Annotated in this window: 20 protein-coding genes; 7 read left to right on the forward strand and 13 right to left on the reverse strand. The window is 69.5% G+C overall.

What is annotated here, in order from left to right; genetic code table 11:
• Positions 1-5: 5 nt before the first annotated feature.
• Genes G6N19_RS07220 through purT form a run of 3 tightly spaced genes read right to left on the reverse strand, consistent with a single transcriptional unit; the run spans position 6 to position 2,959 of the window.
• Positions 6-1,247 carry an O-succinylhomoserine sulfhydrylase gene (locus G6N19_RS07220; protein ID WP_193466065.1) on the reverse strand — a complete coding sequence of 414 codons (1,242 nt, stop codon included), beginning with the start codon at positions 1,245-1,247 and terminating at the stop codon, positions 6-8.
• On the reverse strand, positions 1,244-1,648 hold the full coding sequence (locus G6N19_RS07225) for a rhodanese-like domain-containing protein (protein WP_013827310.1): 405 nt from the start codon (positions 1,646-1,648) through the stop codon (positions 1,244-1,246). Before G6N19_RS07225 ends, G6N19_RS07220 begins: the two co-directional genes overlap by 4 nt.
• Before the next feature lie 45 nt (positions 1,649-1,693).
• Positions 1,694-2,959, reverse strand: coding sequence for a formate-dependent phosphoribosylglycinamide formyltransferase (gene purT / locus G6N19_RS07230; protein WP_193466066.1), 1,266 nt, complete (start codon positions 2,957-2,959; stop codon positions 1,694-1,696).
• 80 nt (positions 2,960-3,039) lie between these two features.
• Here purT and G6N19_RS07235 point away from each other — a divergent pair, with 80 nt between their 5' ends.
• Positions 3,040-4,638: a Na+/H+ antiporter gene (locus G6N19_RS07235; RefSeq protein ID WP_193466327.1), complete on the forward strand. Its 1,599-nt coding sequence runs from the start codon at positions 3,040-3,042 to the stop codon at positions 4,636-4,638.
• Positions 4,639-4,680: 42 nt separating this feature from the next.
• A complete protein-coding gene (locus tag G6N19_RS07240) occupies positions 4,681-5,040 on the forward strand; it encodes a DoxX family protein (protein ID WP_193466067.1) in 360 nt (119 codons plus the stop codon).
• Here G6N19_RS07240 and G6N19_RS07245 read toward each other — a convergent pair.
• On the reverse strand, positions 5,037-5,675 hold the full coding sequence (locus G6N19_RS07245; protein ID WP_193466068.1) for a PaaI family thioesterase: 639 nt from the start codon (positions 5,673-5,675) through the stop codon (positions 5,037-5,039). The two genes, G6N19_RS07240 and G6N19_RS07245, sit on opposite strands and share 4 nt — an antisense overlap.
• Complete coding sequence (locus G6N19_RS07250) at positions 5,672-7,000, reverse strand: adenylosuccinate synthase (RefSeq protein ID WP_193466069.1); 1,329 nt, start codon at positions 6,998-7,000, stop codon at positions 5,672-5,674. The genes G6N19_RS07245 and G6N19_RS07250 overlap by 4 nt, the downstream gene beginning before the upstream one ends.
• A gap of 76 nt (positions 7,001-7,076) precedes the next feature.
• On the opposite strand from G6N19_RS07250, the gene G6N19_RS07255 reads away from it, so the two are divergent.
• The 3 genes from G6N19_RS07255 to G6N19_RS07265 are packed head-to-tail and all read left to right on the forward strand — an operon-like array spanning position 7,077 to position 9,487.
• The gene (locus G6N19_RS07255; protein WP_193466070.1) at positions 7,077-7,742 is read left to right on the forward strand and encodes a peptidase M50; all 666 of its coding nucleotides are present in this window, start codon (positions 7,077-7,079) and stop codon (positions 7,740-7,742) included.
• A 27-nt stretch (positions 7,743-7,769) separates the two neighbouring features.
• A complete protein-coding gene (locus G6N19_RS07260) occupies positions 7,770-8,555 on the forward strand; it encodes a site-2 protease family protein (protein ID WP_013827303.1) in 786 nt (261 codons plus the stop codon).
• A gap of 44 nt (positions 8,556-8,599) precedes the next feature.
• Complete coding sequence (locus tag G6N19_RS07265; protein WP_083036461.1) at positions 8,600-9,487, forward strand: cation diffusion facilitator family transporter; 888 nt, start codon at positions 8,600-8,602, stop codon at positions 9,485-9,487.
• Positions 9,488-9,508: 21 nt separating this feature from the next.
• Here the strand turns inward: G6N19_RS07265 and G6N19_RS07270 are convergent, their stop codons facing one another.
• The gene (locus G6N19_RS07270; RefSeq protein WP_013827301.1) at positions 9,509-9,925 is read right to left on the reverse strand and encodes a DUF3151 domain-containing protein; all 417 of its coding nucleotides are present in this window, start codon (positions 9,923-9,925) and stop codon (positions 9,509-9,511) included.
• 108 nt (positions 9,926-10,033) lie between these two features.
• On the opposite strand from G6N19_RS07270, the gene G6N19_RS07275 reads away from it, so the two are divergent.
• A complete protein-coding gene (locus G6N19_RS07275; RefSeq protein ID WP_013827300.1) occupies positions 10,034-10,924 on the forward strand; it encodes an Rv0361 family membrane protein in 891 nt (296 codons plus the stop codon).
• 16 nt (positions 10,925-10,940) lie between these two features.
• Here G6N19_RS07275 and fbaA read toward each other — a convergent pair whose 3' ends face one another.
• The gene (gene fbaA / locus G6N19_RS07280; protein WP_013827299.1) at positions 10,941-11,972 is read right to left on the reverse strand and encodes a class II fructose-bisphosphate aldolase; all 1,032 of its coding nucleotides are present in this window, start codon (positions 11,970-11,972) and stop codon (positions 10,941-10,943) included.
• Between the two features lie 84 nt (positions 11,973-12,056).
• Between fbaA and G6N19_RS07285 the strand changes: the two genes are divergently transcribed.
• Entirely contained in the window at positions 12,057-12,755 is a 699-nt protein-coding gene (locus tag G6N19_RS07285; RefSeq protein ID WP_013827298.1) for a DedA family protein, read from the forward strand.
• 12 nt (positions 12,756-12,767) lie between these two features.
• Here G6N19_RS07285 and G6N19_RS07290 read toward each other — a convergent pair whose 3' ends face one another.
• Genes G6N19_RS07290 through G6N19_RS07315 form a run of 6 tightly spaced genes read right to left on the reverse strand, consistent with a single transcriptional unit; the run spans position 12,768 to position 18,075 of the window.
• Complete coding sequence (locus G6N19_RS07290; protein WP_013827297.1) at positions 12,768-13,886, reverse strand: glycoside hydrolase family 76 protein; 1,119 nt, start codon at positions 13,884-13,886, stop codon at positions 12,768-12,770.
• 40 nt (positions 13,887-13,926) lie between these two features.
• Positions 13,927-15,150 carry an MFS transporter gene (locus G6N19_RS07295; RefSeq protein ID WP_013827296.1) on the reverse strand — a complete coding sequence of 408 codons (1,224 nt, stop codon included), beginning with the start codon at positions 15,148-15,150 and terminating at the stop codon, positions 13,927-13,929.
• 49 nt (positions 15,151-15,199) lie between these two features.
• Complete coding sequence (locus G6N19_RS07300; RefSeq protein WP_013827295.1) at positions 15,200-15,868, reverse strand: TrmH family RNA methyltransferase; 669 nt, start codon at positions 15,866-15,868, stop codon at positions 15,200-15,202.
• Positions 15,853-16,746 carry a hypothetical protein gene (locus G6N19_RS07305; protein ID WP_013827294.1) on the reverse strand — a complete coding sequence of 298 codons (894 nt, stop codon included), beginning with the start codon at positions 16,744-16,746 and terminating at the stop codon, positions 15,853-15,855. The genes G6N19_RS07300 and G6N19_RS07305 overlap by 16 nt, the downstream gene beginning before the upstream one ends.
• Before the next feature lie 8 nt (positions 16,747-16,754).
• Positions 16,755-17,303, reverse strand: a complete 549-nt coding sequence (gene pyrE / locus G6N19_RS07310; protein WP_041316808.1) for an orotate phosphoribosyltransferase — start codon at positions 17,301-17,303, stop codon at positions 16,755-16,757.
• Positions 17,290-18,075, reverse strand: a complete 786-nt coding sequence (locus G6N19_RS07315) for an SDR family NAD(P)-dependent oxidoreductase (RefSeq protein WP_041316805.1) — start codon at positions 18,073-18,075, stop codon at positions 17,290-17,292. Before G6N19_RS07315 ends, pyrE begins: the two co-directional genes overlap by 14 nt.
• Between the last annotated feature and the right edge of the window lie 12 nt (positions 18,076-18,087).

The raw sequence follows: 18,087 nt of genomic DNA on the forward strand, positions 1-18,087 counted from the left end.
GAAACCTATCCCAGCGCTTGATCCAGGTCGGCGATCAGGTCGTCGACGCCTTCCAACCCCACCGAGATCCGCACCACCCCGTCACCGAGCCCGATCGCGGCCCGCCCGTCGGGCCCCATCGCTCGGTGGGTGGTGGTGGCCGGGTGGGTGATCAGTGATTTCGCATCCCCGAGGTTGTTGGAGATATCGATCAGCCTCAGCTTGTCCAACAGCTCGAACGCCCGCTGTTTGGCCGTGCCATCCGGGGCGTCCCGCAGCGTTCTGAGCTCGAAGGTGATGACGGTTCCCCCGCCCGACATCTGCCGGCGCGCCAGATCGTACTGCGGGTGCGATGGCAGAAACGGGTACCGCACCCAGCGCACCGCGCGGTGCTGTTCCAGGTACTCAGCGATCCGCAACGCCGCAGCATTGGCGTAGTCGACCCGAACGGCCAGTGTTTCAAGGCCTTTCAGCAGCAACCAGGCGTTGAATGCGCTGATCGCCGGGCCGGTATGACGCATCAAATTCTGCACCGGACCGTCGATGTACTCCTGCTCGCCCAGGATCGCCCCGCCCAACACCCTGCCCTGCCCGTCGAGGTGTTTGGTGCCGGAGTAAACCACCACGTCCACCCCGAGCGGAAAGCCTTGCTGCAGCAGCGGTGTGGCGAACACATTGTCCAGCACCACTTTCGCGCCGGCGGCGTGGGCCAGCTCGGTGACGGCGGCGATGTCGACCAGTGACTGCATCGGGTTGGACGGCGTCTCGAAGAACACCGCGGTGGTGGGTACCGACAGCGCCTGCTCCCACTGCGCCACGTCGTCGCCGTCGACGAAGACGGTCTCGACCCCCCAACGGGGCAGGATCTCGTTGCAGACCACGAAACACGATCCGAACAGGCTGCGCGCGGCCACCAATCGGTCGCCGGCGCCCAGCAGCGCGCCGAGTGACACGAACACCGCCGCCATGCCACTGGCGGTCGCGAACGCCGCCGGGGCGCCCTCGATCAGCCGCAGCCGCTCCTCGAACATCGAGACGGTCGGATTGCCGTAGCGCGAGTAGACGAACCGGTCGACCTCACCGGTGAACGCCTGCTCGGCAGCGGCCGCGGAATCGTAGATATAGCCGGAACTGAGGAACAGTGCCTCGGTGGTCTCGTCGAACTGCGAGCGCAGGATGCCACCGCGCACCCCGACGGTGGCCGCACTGACACCGTCCGGCAACGGCTTGGGAACGCGCACGGAGTGTCGGGGCCCCGAATCACTCACGACTGCGTCCAGGGCAGACCCACCGCGCGCCAACCGGTTCCGCCGCGGTGGGAATACTCGTCGAGTTGGCCTTCGAAGCCGTCGAGGACGTTGTAGGACGGCTCCAAGCCCAGCGCGGTTCCGGCTTCGGCCGCCGGGATGGAGCGGTTGCCCGAGCGGCACAGGAAGATCGCCGGCCCGCCGGCCACCCGCGCCGCCAGTTCGCGGGAGAAGTCGTGATTGGGGCTGCCATCGGAGTGAACCCATTCGATACACACCACTTCCCGGCCCAGACCGGACAGGTCGGGCAGCCCCACGAAGCGCCATTCGGCGTCGGTGCGCACGTCGACGAGCGTCGCTGTGGCGTCATCGCGCAGCATCGCCCAGGCCTGCTCGGGTGTGATGTCTCCTGCGTAGCTCACCTGCCGAAGTCTCGCACCCGCGGCAGGCTCACGCCACCGCGGGGGTCACGGCCACAGCTTGCCCAGCACGGCCGCGACCTGCTCGGCTCGGTCGCGGGCCACCGCCACGTCCGGACCGGTGGCCAATGCCAAACCCAGCCTCCGGCGGGGGTGGCCCTCGTGGTGGGAGAACACCACCGCATCACTTTCGGTCACGCTGAGCGCATCGGCGACCACCGCCACACTGTCGGGTGTGGCCTCGGTGGCGACCGCACCCGGCGGTCGCCGCGAGTAGATCAGCCGGGCGGCGCCGGGCGAGATCATGATGGGGTCGATCGCCAGCCCGAGGATCGCGCGTGCCTGCAGTTCGAAACCGGAGAGCCGCTGGGTGCGCAGCGTCAACAGTGCCGCGTCGTAGGGGCGCACGTCGACGCCGGTGAAGTACACCTCGTCGCCGTGAACCAGCAGTTGCACCCCGAACAGGCCGCGCCCGCCGAGTGCCCGCGCCACCCGCGCGGCGACCGACTTGGCCGCGTCCAGCGCCACCGCGTTCATCGGATAGGGCTGCCAAAGCTCCACCGTCAGTTGCCCGTTCGGATGTTCTTCGCTGCGGTGCCCGATGGGTGCGCAGAAATCCAGTGCCGGGCCGTCGGTGCCGTCGCGATGCACGGCCAGCAGCGTGACCTCGCTGTCGAACTCCACCACCCGCTCGGCCAGCACCCGCGGGTGCGCCCCGGGGCCGGCGGCCGAGACCGCGCGTTGCCAGGCGGGTTCGATGTCGCTGTCCCGCACCAGCACCGAGCGGCCCTCGCCGAGCGCACCCACCACCGGTTTGACCACCATCGGGAACCCGGCGTGCTCCGCCACGGCCCGAAGTTCCTCGACGGAGCCGGCGAACCAGAACGGTGCCGTCGGCAGCCCGAGCTCGTCTGCCGCCAGCCGTCGCAGCCCCTCCGGGTTCGCGGCCAGCCGCGCGCCGCGGATGCCCGGCACCAATTCGGTGAAGCCCGTGTCGACAACGGCCGTCAGCGCATCGGTGGCCACCACATCGGAACCGACCACCACGTACTTCGGCTGCAACCACCGGATCGCCGCGGCGAGTTCGTCATTGTCGCTCAGGTCGACCACCATCGAGCGGTCGGCGATCCGGTGCAACGCGGCGTCGGCGTAACGGTCGACGGCGATCACCTCGGCGCCCAGCCGCTGCAGCGCCGTCACCAGTTCGCGGCTGAGCTCACCCGAGCCGAGCAGCGCCACCCGGGTCCGACCGGGGCCGTCAGCGGTCAACCGCTCGGTCGCGAACGCCGGCCCTTCCTCGGCCTCCCCGTTCAACTGCCCTACCCTCCCGCGCCAAGGCAATGTTGCATGGTGCTCAAGGATAAAGGTGAAAACGGAACGGGGGTGTGGCGACGGTGAACGCGGTGCTGCTGGGGCCGCTGGTGGGCGCGGTACTGGTGGCAGCCATCGCTCGGCATCGTCAGCTGTCCGCGCCGCTGGTACTGGTGATCGCCGGCCTGTTGGTCGGGCTGATCCCGGCGGTACCCGATATCGCGTTGCGCCCCGACCTGGTGCTGTTCGTGATCCTGCCGCCACTGCTGTGGTCGGCCGGGCTGGAGAGCTCTTTCATCAACATGCGCCGCAACCGGCGTTCGATCATGCTGCTGGCGGTGGGGCTGCCGCTGGCCACCACCGTCGCCGTCGGCGCGGTCGCCTACTACACCGTGCCGGAGTTCACCGTTGCGGCCGCGCTGACGCTGGGAGCGGTCGTGGCCCCGCCGGATGCGGTGTCGGCCACCGCTATCGGCCGCCGGGTCGGCCTGCCCCGGCGGACCATGACGCTGCTGGGCGGCGAGAGCCTGCTCAACGACGCCACCGCGCTCACGGTCTACAAGGTGGCCCTGGCCGCGGCAATCGGCGCCGCGACCGGTTGGGGCATGGGGCTGGCGACCTTCGTGCTGGCGGCTGTCGGCGGCGTGGCGGTCGGGGTGGTCTTCGGGGCGCTCATCGTGATCATCCGCGACCGGCTGACCGACCCGCTGGTGGAGAGCGCGGTCGGGCTGGTGGCCCCGTTCGTCATCTATCTGGTGGCCGAAGAGGTCCACGGCTCCGGGGTGCTCGCGGTGGTGGTCGCCGCCCTGATCCTCGGGCAGCGTTTCACCCGCGCCCACTACGCCACCCGGCTGGAGGACCAGGCGGTGTGGCGAGCGGTTCAACTGGTGCTGGAGTCGCTGGCATTTCTGCTGATCGGCCTGCAGCTGCCCACGGTGGTGCAGAACATGCACGGCGTGCGGTTCTCGACCCTGACCGTCGCATCGGTCGCGGTGTTCATCACGGCGCTGCTGGTGCGCGCGCTGTGGGTGGTGACGTTCTCCTACCTGCCGCGGATGCTCTCGGCGAGGATTCGGCAACGCGAGCCGGCGCCAACTCCCGGGGCGGTGTTCATCCTGGCGTGGGCGGGAATGCGCGGTGTGGTGTCGCTGGCGGCCGCCTTCGGTGTGCCGTTGACGACGCTGGCCGGGCAGGGGTTCCCGGGCCGGCCGCAGCTGGTGTTTCTGACCTTCGTGGTGGTCGTCGGCACCCTGCTGCTGCACGGGCTGACGCTGCCGTGGCTGATCCGGCGGCTGGGGGTCCGCACCGACGAGGACCGCAGCGACGCCATCGCCGCGGCCGCCGCGCAGGACAAAGCGGCGCTGGCCGCCGCCGACCGGCTCGACGAGGTGCTGGCGGCCAGCGAGCCGTCACCGGCCAGCGAACGCGCCGCCGAGGCGCTGCGCACCTGGAACACCCGGCGTCGCAACGCGGCCCGGGAACGGCTGCGGCGGTTGGATCCGGGCAACGATGACAGCGACGAGACCGCCGCCGCCGCATTTCGCCGGCTGCGGCTGGAGATGCTGGCCGCCGAGCGTGCGGCGCTGATCTACGAGCGTGACATCGGCCGTATCGACGACCAGGTGCTACGCACCCTGCTGCACGGGCTGGATCTGGAAGAGGCGACGCTGAATCTGGACTGACCGCGCGGGCGGTTCGGGTGGTCCGCGCCTAGAGTCGGTCCCATGAGTGCCCTCACGTCGCCGAAGACCTACACCGGGCTGGCCGCCTTCCAGGCCGCCGACGCCGCGCTCTGCGCCATCCCGGTGCCCTACATCGCGAAGGCTCTCGACACCGTGGAGTGTCCCGAGCAGATCCGCCCGATCCTGCCGATCGTCAAGGTGGCGTCGGCGGTCGGCCTGCTGTCGGCGCGCCGCTTCCCGGCGCTGGCCCGGCTGACCACGGCGGCGTTGACGCTGTACTTCATTCTCGCGGTGGGCGCCCACATCCGGGTCCGCGACAGCATCCCCAACACGGTTCCCGCCGCGTCGTTCCTGGCGCTGTTCGCGGCCATGACGATCACAGGGCCAAAGCAGACCAGTTAGGGCTGCCCCGGCAGTAATCGCACCATCAGCCCCTGCGACTCGGCCAGCAGCGTGCCGCCGGTATCGGTCAGTTCGGCGCTGATGAAAGCCTTGCGCCCCTCGGCCTTGTCGATCCGGCCGTGAACCACCAGCGGGGTGTCGATCGGGGTGACGTTGCGGTAGTCGACATGCAGGAACGCCGTCCTGCTGATCGGGCGGTTCGCGGCATGGACCACCATCCCGAACATCCAGTCGAACAGCAGCGGCAGCACGCCGCCGTGCACCGCGGAATTGCCGCCCACGTGGAACCGGCTGAACCGCCCCGCCATGGACACCCCGTCGGGTTCGAAGCGGGTGATCCGCCACGGTGGCATCAGCAGGCTGCCCATGCCCGGCAGCGACGGCGCCCGCCCGGCCGGGGCGACAGCTTGCGGCGCCGGAAACTTCTCCAGCAGCCCTACCAGCGCTTCGGCGCGGTCGGCGGCGTCGTCCCAGGTCGCATCGTCGGGCGCGGTGGACACCGCCAGGTCCTGCAACCGCCGCATCGTGGTGACGAATCGCGCGAAGCCCGGGCTCGGATCCACGACAGCGAAGTCCGGGAACCCGCCGTGGCTGGCGTAGTCGGGGTCGAGTTCCTCCGGCCGCTGCTCACTCACGCGGGGTCCTGCACGATGTCGTCCTGCACAACGTGATCCCGCACCACGTCGCGACGCACGATGGTCTGCTCTCGGCCGGGTCCCACCCCGATGCACGAAACCTGCGCCCCGGCGATCTCTTCCAGCCGCGACACGTAGTCACGCGCATTGGCCGGCAGCGCCTCGAAGCTGCGGGCGCCGGAGATGTCCTCCCACCAGCCGGGCAGTTCTTCGTAGACCGGTTCGGCGCGGGCGAATTCCTCCTGGGTCATCGGCAACTCGTCGGTGCGCTTGCCGTCGACGGTGTAGCCGACGCAGACCGGCACGGTCTCCAGGGTGGACAGCACGTCGAGCTTGGTCAGGAAGTAGTCGGTGATGCCGTTGACCCGGGTCGCATAGCGCGCGATCACCGCATCGAACCAGCCGCACCGCCGTTGTCGGCCGGTGGTCACCCCGACCTCGCCGCCGGTCTTGGACAAGTACTCACCATTGGCATCGAACAGTTCGGTGGGGAACGGCCCCGAGCCCACCCGGGTGGTGTAGGCCTTCAAGATACCCAGCACCGTGGTGATGCGGGTGGGCCCGACGCCGGAGCCGACGGCCGCGCCGCCGGCGGTGGGGTTGCTCGACGTCACGAACGGGTACGTGCCGTGGTCGACGTCGAGCAGGGTGCCCTGCGAGCCTTCCAGCAGCACGTGCTCGCCGCGGTCCAGCGCAGCACCCAGCGCCAGCGCGGTGTCGGCGATGCGGTGCTTGAAGCCCTCGGCCTGCACCAGCAGATCCTCGAGCACCTGCTGCGGCTCCAGCGCCTTGCGGTTGTAGATCTTGACCAGCACCTGGTTCTTGAACTCCAGGGCGGCCTCGATCTTCTGGGCGAGCGACTCTTCGTCGAGCACATCGGCCACGCGGATCCCGATGCGGGCGATCTTGTCCTGGTAGCAGGGCCCGATGCCGCGGCCGGTGGTGCCGATCTTCTTGGAACCCATGTACCGCTCGGTCACCTTGTCGATGGCGACGTGATAGGGCATCAGCAGGTGCGCGTCGGCGGAGATCAACAGCCGCGAGGTGTCCACGCCGCGCCGCTCCAACCCCGCCAGCTCGTCGAGCAGCACCCCGGGATCGACCACCACACCGTTGCCGATGACGTTGGTGACGTGCGGCGTCAGCACCCCAGAGGGGATCAGGTGCAACGCGAAGTTCTCCCCGGTGGGCAGCACCACGGTGTGGCCGGCGTTGTTGCCGCCCTGGTAGCGCACCACCCACTGCACTCGTTCGCCGAGTAGGTCGGTGGCTTTCCCTTTGCCCTCGTCACCCCACTGGGCGCCGATGACGACGATTGCCGGCATGGATTTCTCGCTAACTGTCTTGGCTTACTGTGGTCCAGCCGGTGACTGAGCCTATCTGAAGCGATTCCCAAGGAGCGTGTTGAACGCCACCAACGCCCCCGACGCGGCCGTTCTGCTGTTTGCCGGGCGGTCCTTACCGCACCCGTTACGGGGGCTCACGACCGTGCCCGTGAGCGACGACGCCGAAGCCGTAACCGCGGCGATCGAACACTTCCACCGGTTGGTGGTGGTCGGGGATGACGCCGACCTGGCCCGAGTGCTGACCCGGCTGCTGCGCTCCGACCGGCTGGATGTCGAGCTGGGGTACGCGCCGCTGCGGCGCACCCCCGCCACCCGGGCCTACCGGCTGCCTGCCGGCTGGTGGGCGGCGCGGCGTGCCCGGCACGGCACCGCCGGCCCGGTGCCGCTGATCCGCGACGATGCCGGAACCGCACTGGCCGGCGCCGGTCGCTGGCTACCGGTCGACGGCGCCGAAACGCTGCGCGGCGAGGGGATCGTCGACGACGCCGCGCTCTTCGACGGCGACGTGGCCGAAGTGCTGATCGAACCGATCGGCGCCGCGCCGGGATTGCGGGCCGGGGTGCCGGGGCGGCGACGGCGGGTGCGCCGCTGGGTGACCGGCCGGGCCGCGCAACTGGGCACCACCGGTGCGCTGGTGGTGCGCGACGGGGTCTATGGCACCCGGACGGTGAAGCGATCCACCTTCTATCGCCACGTCGACGACTGGCTGCTGGTCCGGTAGCTCCGAGGGGTCCGATAGGTTCGTGCGGTGAACGTCCGCCCGCTGCGTGGCCAGGCGGTACGGCCCAGCCCGGTCTTCCTGGCGCTGGTGGCCGTGACCGCGCTCGGCGGCGTGCTGGCCTGGCGGGCGGCCGGCGAGATCGGGCCGATGGCCTATGCCGGGGTCTTCGTGTTCGTCATCGCCGGCTGGCTGGTGTCGCTGTGTCTGCATGAATTCGGCCACGCCTTCACCGCTTGGCGCTTCGGTGACCGCGGTGCGGAGATGCGCGGCTATCTGACCCTCAACCCGCTGCGCTACACCCACCCGGGGTTGTCGCTGGTGCTGCCGCTGCTGTTCATCGCGCTGGGTGGCATCGGCCTGCCGGGCGGTGCGGTGTACGTGCAGACGTCGTTCATGACGCCGCTGCGGCGCAGCCTGGTGAGCCTGGCCGGCCCGGCGGCCAACCTGGTGTTGGCCGGGCTGCTGCTCGGCGCCACCCGGGTGTGCTACGACCCCGCGCATCCGGTGTTCTTCTCCGGTCTGGCGTTCCTGGGTTTCCTACAGGTCACCGCGGTGCTGCTGAACCTGCTGCCGGTGCCCGGGCTGGACGGCTACGGCGCGTTGGAGCCGCATCTGAGCCCGGCCACCCAGCGGGCGGTGGCGCCGTTCTCACAGTGGGGCCTGCTGGTGCTGCTGGTGCTGCTGATCTCCTCACCGATGCTGAACCAGAAATTCTTCGGGTTGGTGCTCTGGTTCGTCGACCTGTTCGCCGTGCCGCGCCTGCTGGTGTCGTGGGGCATGAGCCTGACGCAGTTCTGGAACAGCTGGTTCTGATCGCACCGCACCCACCACGGCGCCGCGACCTATATTTGCTAGCCATGGCCACCGGTCACGATCACCATCACACCGACGCCCGGCTGTCCCGGATGGTCATCGGGGCGGCGATCCTGACCGCGTTCTTCGTCATCGAGCTGGGCACCGCGATCTCCATCAACTCGATCGCACTGCTGGCCGACGCCGGGCACCTGCTCACCGACCTGGCCGCGCTGTTCATGGGGGTCGCCGCGGTGATGCTGGCCCGGCGCGGCAGCACGTCACCGTCACGCACCTACGGCTGGCACCGCGCCGAGGTGTTCACGGCGGTCGCCAACGCGGTGCTGCTGGTCGGAGTGGCGACGTTCATCCTGACCGAGGCGATCCGGCGCATCGGGACCGCGCCGGACGTGCCGGGCGTGCCGCTGATCGTCATCGCGCTGGCCGGTGTGGCGGTCAACATCGTGGTCATCCTGCTGTTGCGGTCGCACATCGAGCGCAGCCTGGCGGTGCGTGGCGCCTACATGGAAGTGGTCGCCGACACGGTCGGAAACGTCGCGGTGCTGATCGCCGGTGTCGTCACCGTCACCACCGAGTGGCCCTACGCCGACGTGGTGGTCGCCGTGTTCGTCGCGCTGTGGGTGCTGCCGCGGGCGTTCGCACTGGCCCGCGACGCGCTGCGGATCCTGTCCGAGGCGTCGCCCGGCCACATCGACGTCGCCGAACTGCGGGCGGCACTGTGCGCCGTCGACGGCGTCACCGACGTGCACGACCTCCACGTCTGGACATTGGTTCCGGGCCAGGACATGGCCACCGCCCATCTGCGCACCAGTGCCGACCCAGGACAGGTGCTCGGCGAGGCGCGGGCGGTGCTGGCAGCCCGTGGCCTGACCCACGCCACCGTGCAGGTGGAACCGCCCGGGCAGGGCGGCGATTGCCCCATCGGATGCTGACCTGCGCGCGTTATCGCATGGTCAGCTCAGCCCCAGTTCCGAGCGGGCGCCGGGATCGCAATCGTCGAGCAGAGCCAGGCAGCGGGCCCGCTCGTCGGTCTCCCCGATGGAATCGGCGGCACGCGCCAGCGCGGCCACACACCGCAAAAAGCCCCGGTTGGGTTCATGCGTGTACGGCACCGGGCCGTAGCCCTTCCACCCGTTGCGGCGTAGCTGGTCCAGACCCCGGTGGTAGCCGGTGCGCGCGTAGGCGTAGGCGGTGACCGCCCTGCCCTCGGCCAATGCCGCTTCCGCCAGCGCCGCCCACGCCACCGAGGCCGACGGATGCCCGGCCGCGACAACGGCGGGGTCCTGGTTGGCACGCAGGCCGGCCTCGGCGTCGGGGTCGCCGGGCAGCAGGATCGGATCGGGGCGCAGGAGATCACCGGAGAGAGTCACATCGCCCATTCTGCCGTGCCGTCGGTGGCCAGCCACTCCAACAATGCGCCGCCTCGCTCAGTAAGCTGGCGCCCAGCAGATTCGCTAACGGGAGGACAGCAGCAGCTTATGCCGAACCCATCGGGCCCCGACCGCGACGACACCCCCGTTCCGCCCGCATCCGGTCACGATCCCGCTCCCGATGGCCCCCCGATCCAACCCACCGAGCCCGATCAGGCCGTCGACGTGCACCCGGTCCCCTCCGGGGAGGACGACACCGCCACCACGGTCATTCCAGAGGCCGCTGACGCCGCACCGGCGGATGCCCCCGACGTCGATGGCGATGCCGTCACCGAGGTGATCACCACCGAGGCCGCGCCCACCACCACCGATTCCAGCCCGGACGGACCGCCGGAGCGACGGTTCACCGCGCCCGGGTTCGACGGGGCGACCGAGGTCATGCCGTCGGTGGGTGACGCCGACACCGAGCTCATCGCCCGACAGGCCGGTGATGCGGGAAAGGCGATACCGCAACAGATTCCGCCGCGACTGGGCGGCAGACTGCCCGCCACCGTGTCACGCAGCTGGGGCTGGGTGCTGGCGCTGATCCTGATCATCGTGGTGCTGGCGGTGGTCGCGGTGCTGGGCACGCTGTGGCTGACCCGCGACGACCGGCAGGCCGCCTCGCAGGAAGAGCGGGTCCGGGGCACCATCTTGAACTTCGACATCGCCATGCAGAACGGCGACCTGGCGGCGCTGCGCAGCCTGACCTGCGGCGACATCCGCGACCGCTACGTCAACTACGACCAGAAGGCGTGGGACGAGACCTACCGCCGGATCGCGGCGGCCAAGCAGTATCCGGTGGTCGCCAGCATCGACGAGGTCGTGGTCAACGACGGCCACGCCGAAGCCAATGTCACCGCGTTCATGGCCTACGCGCCGCGGGTCCGCTCAACCCGCAGCTTCGATCTGCAGTTCCGCGACGACCAGTGGAAGATCTGCCAGTCCCACGGCGGCTGATCTGGTGTAGGGCGCCTCAGCTCAGGCTCTTGCCGGCGCTGTGCAGGTCGTTGCACGCCTCGATGACCCGCTCGGTCATGGCGGCCTCGGCCTTCTTGAGGTAGCTGCGCGGGTCGTAGACCTTCTTGTTGCCCACTTCGCCGTCGATCTTGAATACGCCGTCGTAGTTGGTGAACATGTGCGCCGCAATCGGGCGGGTGAACGCGTACTGGGTGTCGGTGTCGACATTCATCTTCACCACGCCGTGCTGCAACGCCTCTTCGATCTCCGACTTCAGCGAGCCCGAGCCGCCGTGGAAGACGAAGTTGAACGGCTTGGAGCCGGCCGCCAAGCCCAGCTTGGCCGCCGCCACCTTCTGGCCCTCACCCAGGATGTCGGGACGCAGCTTGACGTTGCCGGGCTTGTAGACGCCGTGCACGTTGCCGAACGTGGCGGCCAGCAGGTACTCGCCGTGGTCGCCGACACCGAGGGCGTCGATGGTCTTCTCGAAGTCCTCCGGGGTGGTGTAGAGCTTCTCGTTGATCTCGGCTTCCACGCCGTCCTCTTCGCCGCCGACCACGCCGATCTCGATCTCCAGGATGATCTTGGCGGCCGCCGCCTTGGCCAGCAGCTCCTCGGCGATGGCCAGGTTCTCGTCGATCGGCACGGCCGAGCCGTCCCACATGTGCGACTGGAACAGCGGGTCCTTGCCCGCCTTGACCCGCTCGGTCGAGATCGCCAGCAGCGGACGCACGAAACCGTCCAGCTTGTCCTTCGGGCAGTGGTCGGTGTGCAGCGCCACGTTGATCGGGTACTTGGCGGCGATCACGTGGGTGAACTCGGCCAGCGCCACCGCGCCGGTCACCATGTCCTTGACGCCCAGACCGGAGCCGAACTCCGCGCCGCCGGTGGAGAACTGGATGATGCCGTCACTGCCGGCGTCGGCGAAACCCTTGATGGCGGCGTTGATGGTCTCCGACGACGTGCAGTTGATCGCCGGGAACGCGTACGCGTTCTCCTTGGCGCGGCCCAGCATCTCGGCGTAGACCTCGGGGGTGGCGATGGGCATGGAACTCTCCTCCTGGCTGACCGAAACTGACATCAAGTATCTCAGGGCCGGTTTGGCTCACGGCCCCCGGTATGTTGGTGCGTCATGAGCATGACGGTGGCGGCGATGCCCCACATCTTGGACCCGATGTACTGGATCGGGCAGGGCGGGGTATTCGAGCACGCCGTACTCCCGGCGATCCTGGTGATCGTCTTCATCGAGACCGGTCTGCTGTTTCCGCTGCTGCCGGGTGAATCACTGTTGGTCACCGGTGGCCTGCTGGCCGCCGCCGGCAACCCCGACATCTGGGTGCTGGCGCCGTCCGTGGCGGTCGTGGCGGTGCTGGGTGACCAGTGCGGCTATTTCATCGGCCGTCGTATCGGTCCGGCGCTGTTCAAGAAGGAGGACTCCCGCTTTTTCAAGAAGCACTATGTGACCGACTCACATGCCTTCTTCGAAAAGTACGGTCCGGTGGCGATCATCCTGGCCCGCTTCGTGCCGTTCGCCCGGACCTTCGTCCCGCCGATCGCCGGCGTGTCCTATATGCGCTACCCCGTCTACCTGGCCTTCGACATCGTCGGCGGCATCCTGTGGGGGGCCGGGATGACCCTGACGGGCTACCTGCTGGGCACCAAGGTGCCGGGCATCACCGACCACCTGGAACTGATCATCATCGGGATCCTGTTCGTCTCGCTGCTGCCGGCGATCTTCTCGGCCACCAGGGCCTACCTGGCGCGCCGGCAGAATCGCGCGGCCGAGACCGCCGACGATGAGTCCGCGCTCAGCACGCAGAATCCCGAGTAGCGCCGCACCCGGTCAGCCAGGCGGGCGGGCGGCAGCCACGACGTGGGCGGCCTCCATCAGCATCCAGCCCGACAACTGCACCGACAGGTCGCGTTCGGGCACCTCGGATTCGTACACCGCCCCGGCGACGGAAGCGGCCACCGCGCCGTCGGCCCGGGGTACGTCGGCGGGCCGGTCCCAGAATGCCCCGAACAGCGGCAGGCCGTCCACCGACTGCCGGTAGTCCCACGCCGACCTCGCCGACCTCAGCACCAGTTCGGCCGCGGTGCTGCGCGCCTCGGTGTCGGCGGGGGACTCCCCCGGTAGATCGGTGGCGACCAATGCCAGGTACCGGGCGGTGATTCCGGCGAACAGCCCGCCGTCGCCGCCACCGGCGCCCTTGAGCACCCCGCCGGGGGCCATTTGCTTGTCGACCGCGGCGACCAGCCGCTGCACCCGCTCCGCATGCCGCGGCGCGCCGGTGCGCACCGCCAGTTCGGTTTCCAGACCGAGCACCACGCCCTGGCAGTAGGTATATTCGGCGCGCACCAGCGACCCGGACCGGATGCCGTCGAACACCAGGTGGGTCTCCGGGTCGATCAGGGTGGCGTCGATCCAGTCGCCCATCTGCTGGGCCCGCTGCAGCCACTCGGGTTCACGCGCCAGGAAGATCCCGGCCGGCCCGTTGGCGGGGGCATTGAAAAACGGCTCGGTGAACTGTTCGTCCTTGCGCCACGGGATCCCGCCGCCGGCCTCGGGCATCCAGGAGTCGGTCAGCTCGCGCGTCAGGGTGCGCAACGCGCGATGCCGGTCGATCCCGGTGACCCGGCAGGCGCGCTGGATGGCCAGCGCCAGCCAAGCCATGTCGTCGTAGTAGGCGTTGGTCCAGCGGAACACGTTGCGCAACCGGTGAGTGCGGATCTGGCGCTTGATCGACGTCACGCGTTCGGGCTGCGGGTCACGCAGTTGCGCGTCGACCAGGCAGTCCAGCAGGTGCGCCTGCCACCAGTAGTGCCAGTGCGGCGCCCGGCGGATCGGCGGCCAGGCCACCACGCCGAGGTGGGTGCCCGGGAGGTGCCAGAGCGGTTTGAGATGTCTCGCGGTGACAGCGGCCTCGGCGCTCTCGGCCCGATTGGCCCATAGCAGATCCATAGCGGTTGATCCTGCCGCATCGGGCAACGCCATCCCACAACTACCGAGAAGCCGGGCCGCGACGCTGACCCGCGAGGTGGGCCAGCGCCACGGCGGTCGCGGCCAACCCGGACAGCGCGCCGACACCGAGCGCCCAGCGCGGACTGAACGCGTCGGCTATCCAGCCGATGAGGGGCGCACCGATCGGCGTGGTGCCCACGGCGATGGCCAGCCGCAGCGCCATCACTCGCCCGCGCATCACCGGCTCGGTGGTCAGTTGCATCAGGCTGTTCGTTGCATTGGTGAACGTCAGGGTGGACACCCCGATCACGGCGAGCGCGACACCGAAGAGCCAGACATCCGGCGCGACGGCGGCGAATGCGAAGCCGACACCCAAGACCGCCGCGCTGAAGAGCAGTGACCGGAGGCGGGGCCTCTCCCATCCCGCGGCGAGCAGTGCTCCGGCGAGCGTGCCGACCGCCATCACCGAGGACAGCAGCCCGTATTGGTCTGCGCCGCCGTGGAAGACGGTGACCGACATGGTCGAGATGAAGATCGGGAAATTGAGCCCGAAGGTACCGATCAGGAACAACATCAACAGGATCGCCTTCAGATCCGGACGCGCCCAAACGTAGCGCAAACCCGCCATGAGATTGCCCCGGGCCGGGCCGACGGCACGGGCGTTGGGATAGAGCTCTCGCACCCGTAACAGCGCCAGCGAGGCGAGCACGGCACCGAAGGACGCCGCATTGATGAGAAACGCCCAACCCGTGCCGACGGCTGCGATCAGCGCACCGGCGACGGCAGGACCGATCATCCGCGCGGCGTTGATCGACGCGGAATTCAGCGCCACCGCATTGGAGAGGTCGTCGTCTCCCACCAGATCGGAGACGAACGTCTGGCGCGCCGGCATATCGACCGCGCTGATGCAGCCGGACAGCAACGCCAGGACGTAAACCTGCCACAGCTGGACGAGGCCGCTCACGGTGAGCAGGCCGAGGACGAGCGCCAAGACGCCCAACGCCGTCTGGGTGGCGATCAGCAGTTTGCGCCGGTCGAAACGGTCGGCCGCATAGCCGGTCCAGGGCAGCAGGAGCAGCTGGGGCCCGAATTGCAGGCCCATGACAACCCCGACCGCGGTTCCGCTGCGGGCGGTGAGCTCGGTCAGCACCAGCCAGTCCTGCGCGGTGCGCTGCATCCAGATTCCGATGTTGGAGACCAGCGCCCCGCCCGCCCAGAGCCGATAGTTGAAGACCTTCAGAGATCTGAACGTGCTGCCGGCCATGCCGTCAGCACACCATGCGGTCGAGGACTGTCTCAGTAAGGCCCGACTCTTACCAGGCGTTTTCCAGGTTGCCATGCCGGGCGATCCAGGTGTGCATCACGATGCCGGCCGCCACCCCGACGTTGATGCTGCGGGTCGAGCCGAACGCGGCGATGGACACCAGCAGACCGGCTCCGGCGCGCATCTCGTCGCTGATGCCGGGGCCTTCGCTGCCGAACACCAGCAAGCAGTCGCTCGGCAGCACGGTCTGCTCCAACCGCTGCGCCCCGGCGACGTTGTCCACCGCGACGACGGTCAGGCCCTGTTGCGCGGCGAACTCCAGCAGTCCGGCCACCTGGTCGTGATGCCGCAGCCGCTGGTAGCGGTCGGTGACCATGGCGCCGCGCCGGTTCCACCGCCGCCGCCCGACGATGTGCACGGTGTCCACGGCGAACGCGTTGGCAGTGCGTACCACCGAGCCGATGTTGGCGTCGTGCTCGAAGTTCTCGATCGCCACGTGCAGCCGGTGCCGCCGGGAGTCGATGTCGGCGATGATCGCCTCGCGGGTCCAGTAACGGTAGGCGTCGACGACGTTGCGGCGGTCACCATCGCGCAGCAGTTCCGGGTCGTAGCGGGAATCGGTGGGCGGCTCACCCTGCCACGGCCCGACGCCGTTGGCCGGCGGGAACCACTCGGTGGGACCGGGTTCGGCCACCGGCTCGGTCACGAAGTGGTCCATACGGCGGCGTGGGTGCCCACCACCGACACCGAGGCGTAGAGCACCGCGGCATTGATCTCACCGTGCGTGCACAGCGACGTCGGTACGTGCACCGAGTTCAGCGACGCCTCGGGCAGGATCAGCACCGACGACCCGGAGGCCAGACAATCCGGCCCCAGCCCGGGCATCGGCGTCGCTGGACCGGCGACGAGCATCAGCGGCCCGCCGCGGGCGTCCGCGTCGTCGCGGTACTGTCCGGCGACCGCGTCGGCAGCCAGGCTCAGCACCATGTATCCGTTGCCGGAGAACGCTTTCGGGTCGCCGAGGGCGCTCGGGGCCAGCGGGACGCCGTCGGCCCGGTATGCCGCCACCCCCTGCGGGGTGAGCACCAAACCGGTGTCGTAGGGGTTGATCGGCGGCAGCCCTACCGGGAACGCCGCGGGGTAGGCCACCGTGGTGTCCTTGATCCGGTCGGCCGGCGAGTAGGCGTAGACGCCGCGCACCGCGCTGCGTTCCTTGAGCGGCCCCAGGCACACGGTGCCGTCCAACCGGTCGGGTTCGCGGGTCGACAGCGGCGCCGGCGTCAGCTGCCCCAGCGCATCGCAGCTTCCCAGGCCGGTTGCCTCGACCGGGCGGGCGGGCGTGCCGTAGATCCCGAACCGCATTTCGCCGGCCGCGGCGTGCGGGCCGCCCGGATCCGGGACGTGCGCCTTGACGTCGATAAGGACATGATCGACCTCCCAGCGCAGGTTGGTCAGCGTCAGCTCCCAGCCCAACAACGGCAGCGCCTCGCCGATCCGCGCGCCCTGGGCGCCGTAGGGGCCGCTCGCAGCGGAACCCGAACAGGCCGCCGCACACGCGACGGCCAGCGCCAGCACCGCCGCGATCAGAGTCCGCACAACCCGGCTCAGCCCAGTCCCAGCTCGGCCAGGCCGAGCACGCTGCGGTAGGGCACACCTTCGGCCTCGATGGCCTCCGCCGCCCCGGTGGCACGGTCCACCACGGTCACCACACCGACGACGTGCCCACCGGCCTCCCGCACCGCACGCACGGCGGTCAGCGCCGACCCGCCGGTGGTGCTGGTGTCCTCCACCACCAGCACCGACCGCCCCGCCACGTCCGCTCCTTCGATAAGTCGTTGCATGCCATGGGCTTTCACCGACTTACGCACCACGAAGGCGTCGATCGGCCGGCCCGGGGCGTGCATGACGGCGGTCGCCACCGGGTCCGCACCCAGCGTCAGGCCGCCGACCGCCACGTACTCCCAGTCGTCGGTGAGCTGGCGGACCAGCCGGCCGATCAGCGCACCGGCCCGATGGTGCAGGGTGGAGCGGCGCAAGTCGACGTAGTAGTCGGCCTCGGCGCCCGACGACAGCGTTACGCGCCCGTGCACCACCGACAGTTCGCGGACCAGCGCGGCCAATTCGTCACGCTCTCCGCTGTCAAGTACGCCCACTGCCCCGCCCGAAAGTCTTGGTCAGCGTCCGCGACAACCCGCGCGGAATCAGCCGGCTGACCGTCGTGATCGCCTTGTACTGCAGGCCCGGCACACTGATCACGTCGCCCCGGGCGATGTCGGCCAGGCTGGTCGCGACGACGTCGTCGACCTTCAGCCACATGAACGACGGCAGCGTGTCCATATCGATGCCGGCGCGCTCGTGGAACTCAGTGTGCACATAGCCCGGACAGACCACGTGGATGCCGACCCCGGTGCCGGCCAGCCCGCCGGCCAGCCCCTCGGTGAACGACACCACCCAGGCCTTGGAGGCCGAGTATGTCGAGCCGCGACCGGACAGCAGCCCGGCGACGCTGGCCACGTTGATGACGGTTCCGGTGCCGGCCTCGATCATCGCCGGCAGTGCCGCGCGGGTCAGCTGCATGACCGCGGTGACGTTGACGTCCAGCTGGGATTGCAGCAGCTCGGGGTCGGCGGTCCAGAACTCCCCGGAGGTGCCGAAACCGGCGTTGTTGACCAGCACCCGCACGCCGGCGCGAAGCCGTTCGGCGACCTTGGCCCGGTCGTCGGCGTCGGCCAGATCGGCCGGCAGCACCTCGACGTCACCGCCGTGACTGCCGCGCAGTTCGGCCGCCAGCGCCTTCAGCCGCTTGGCGTCGCGGGCCACCAGGACCAGGTCATAGCCGTCGGCGGCGTAACGGCGCGCATAGCCTTCGCCAAGTCCCGAGGTAGGCCCGGTGACCAGGGCCGTAGGTCTGGCAGGACGCGACATGCCCCACAGCGT

This window comes from Mycobacterium novum, from assembly GCF_010726505.1.
Classification (GTDB): Bacteria; Actinomycetota; Actinomycetes; order Mycobacteriales; family Mycobacteriaceae; genus Mycobacterium; species Mycobacterium algericum.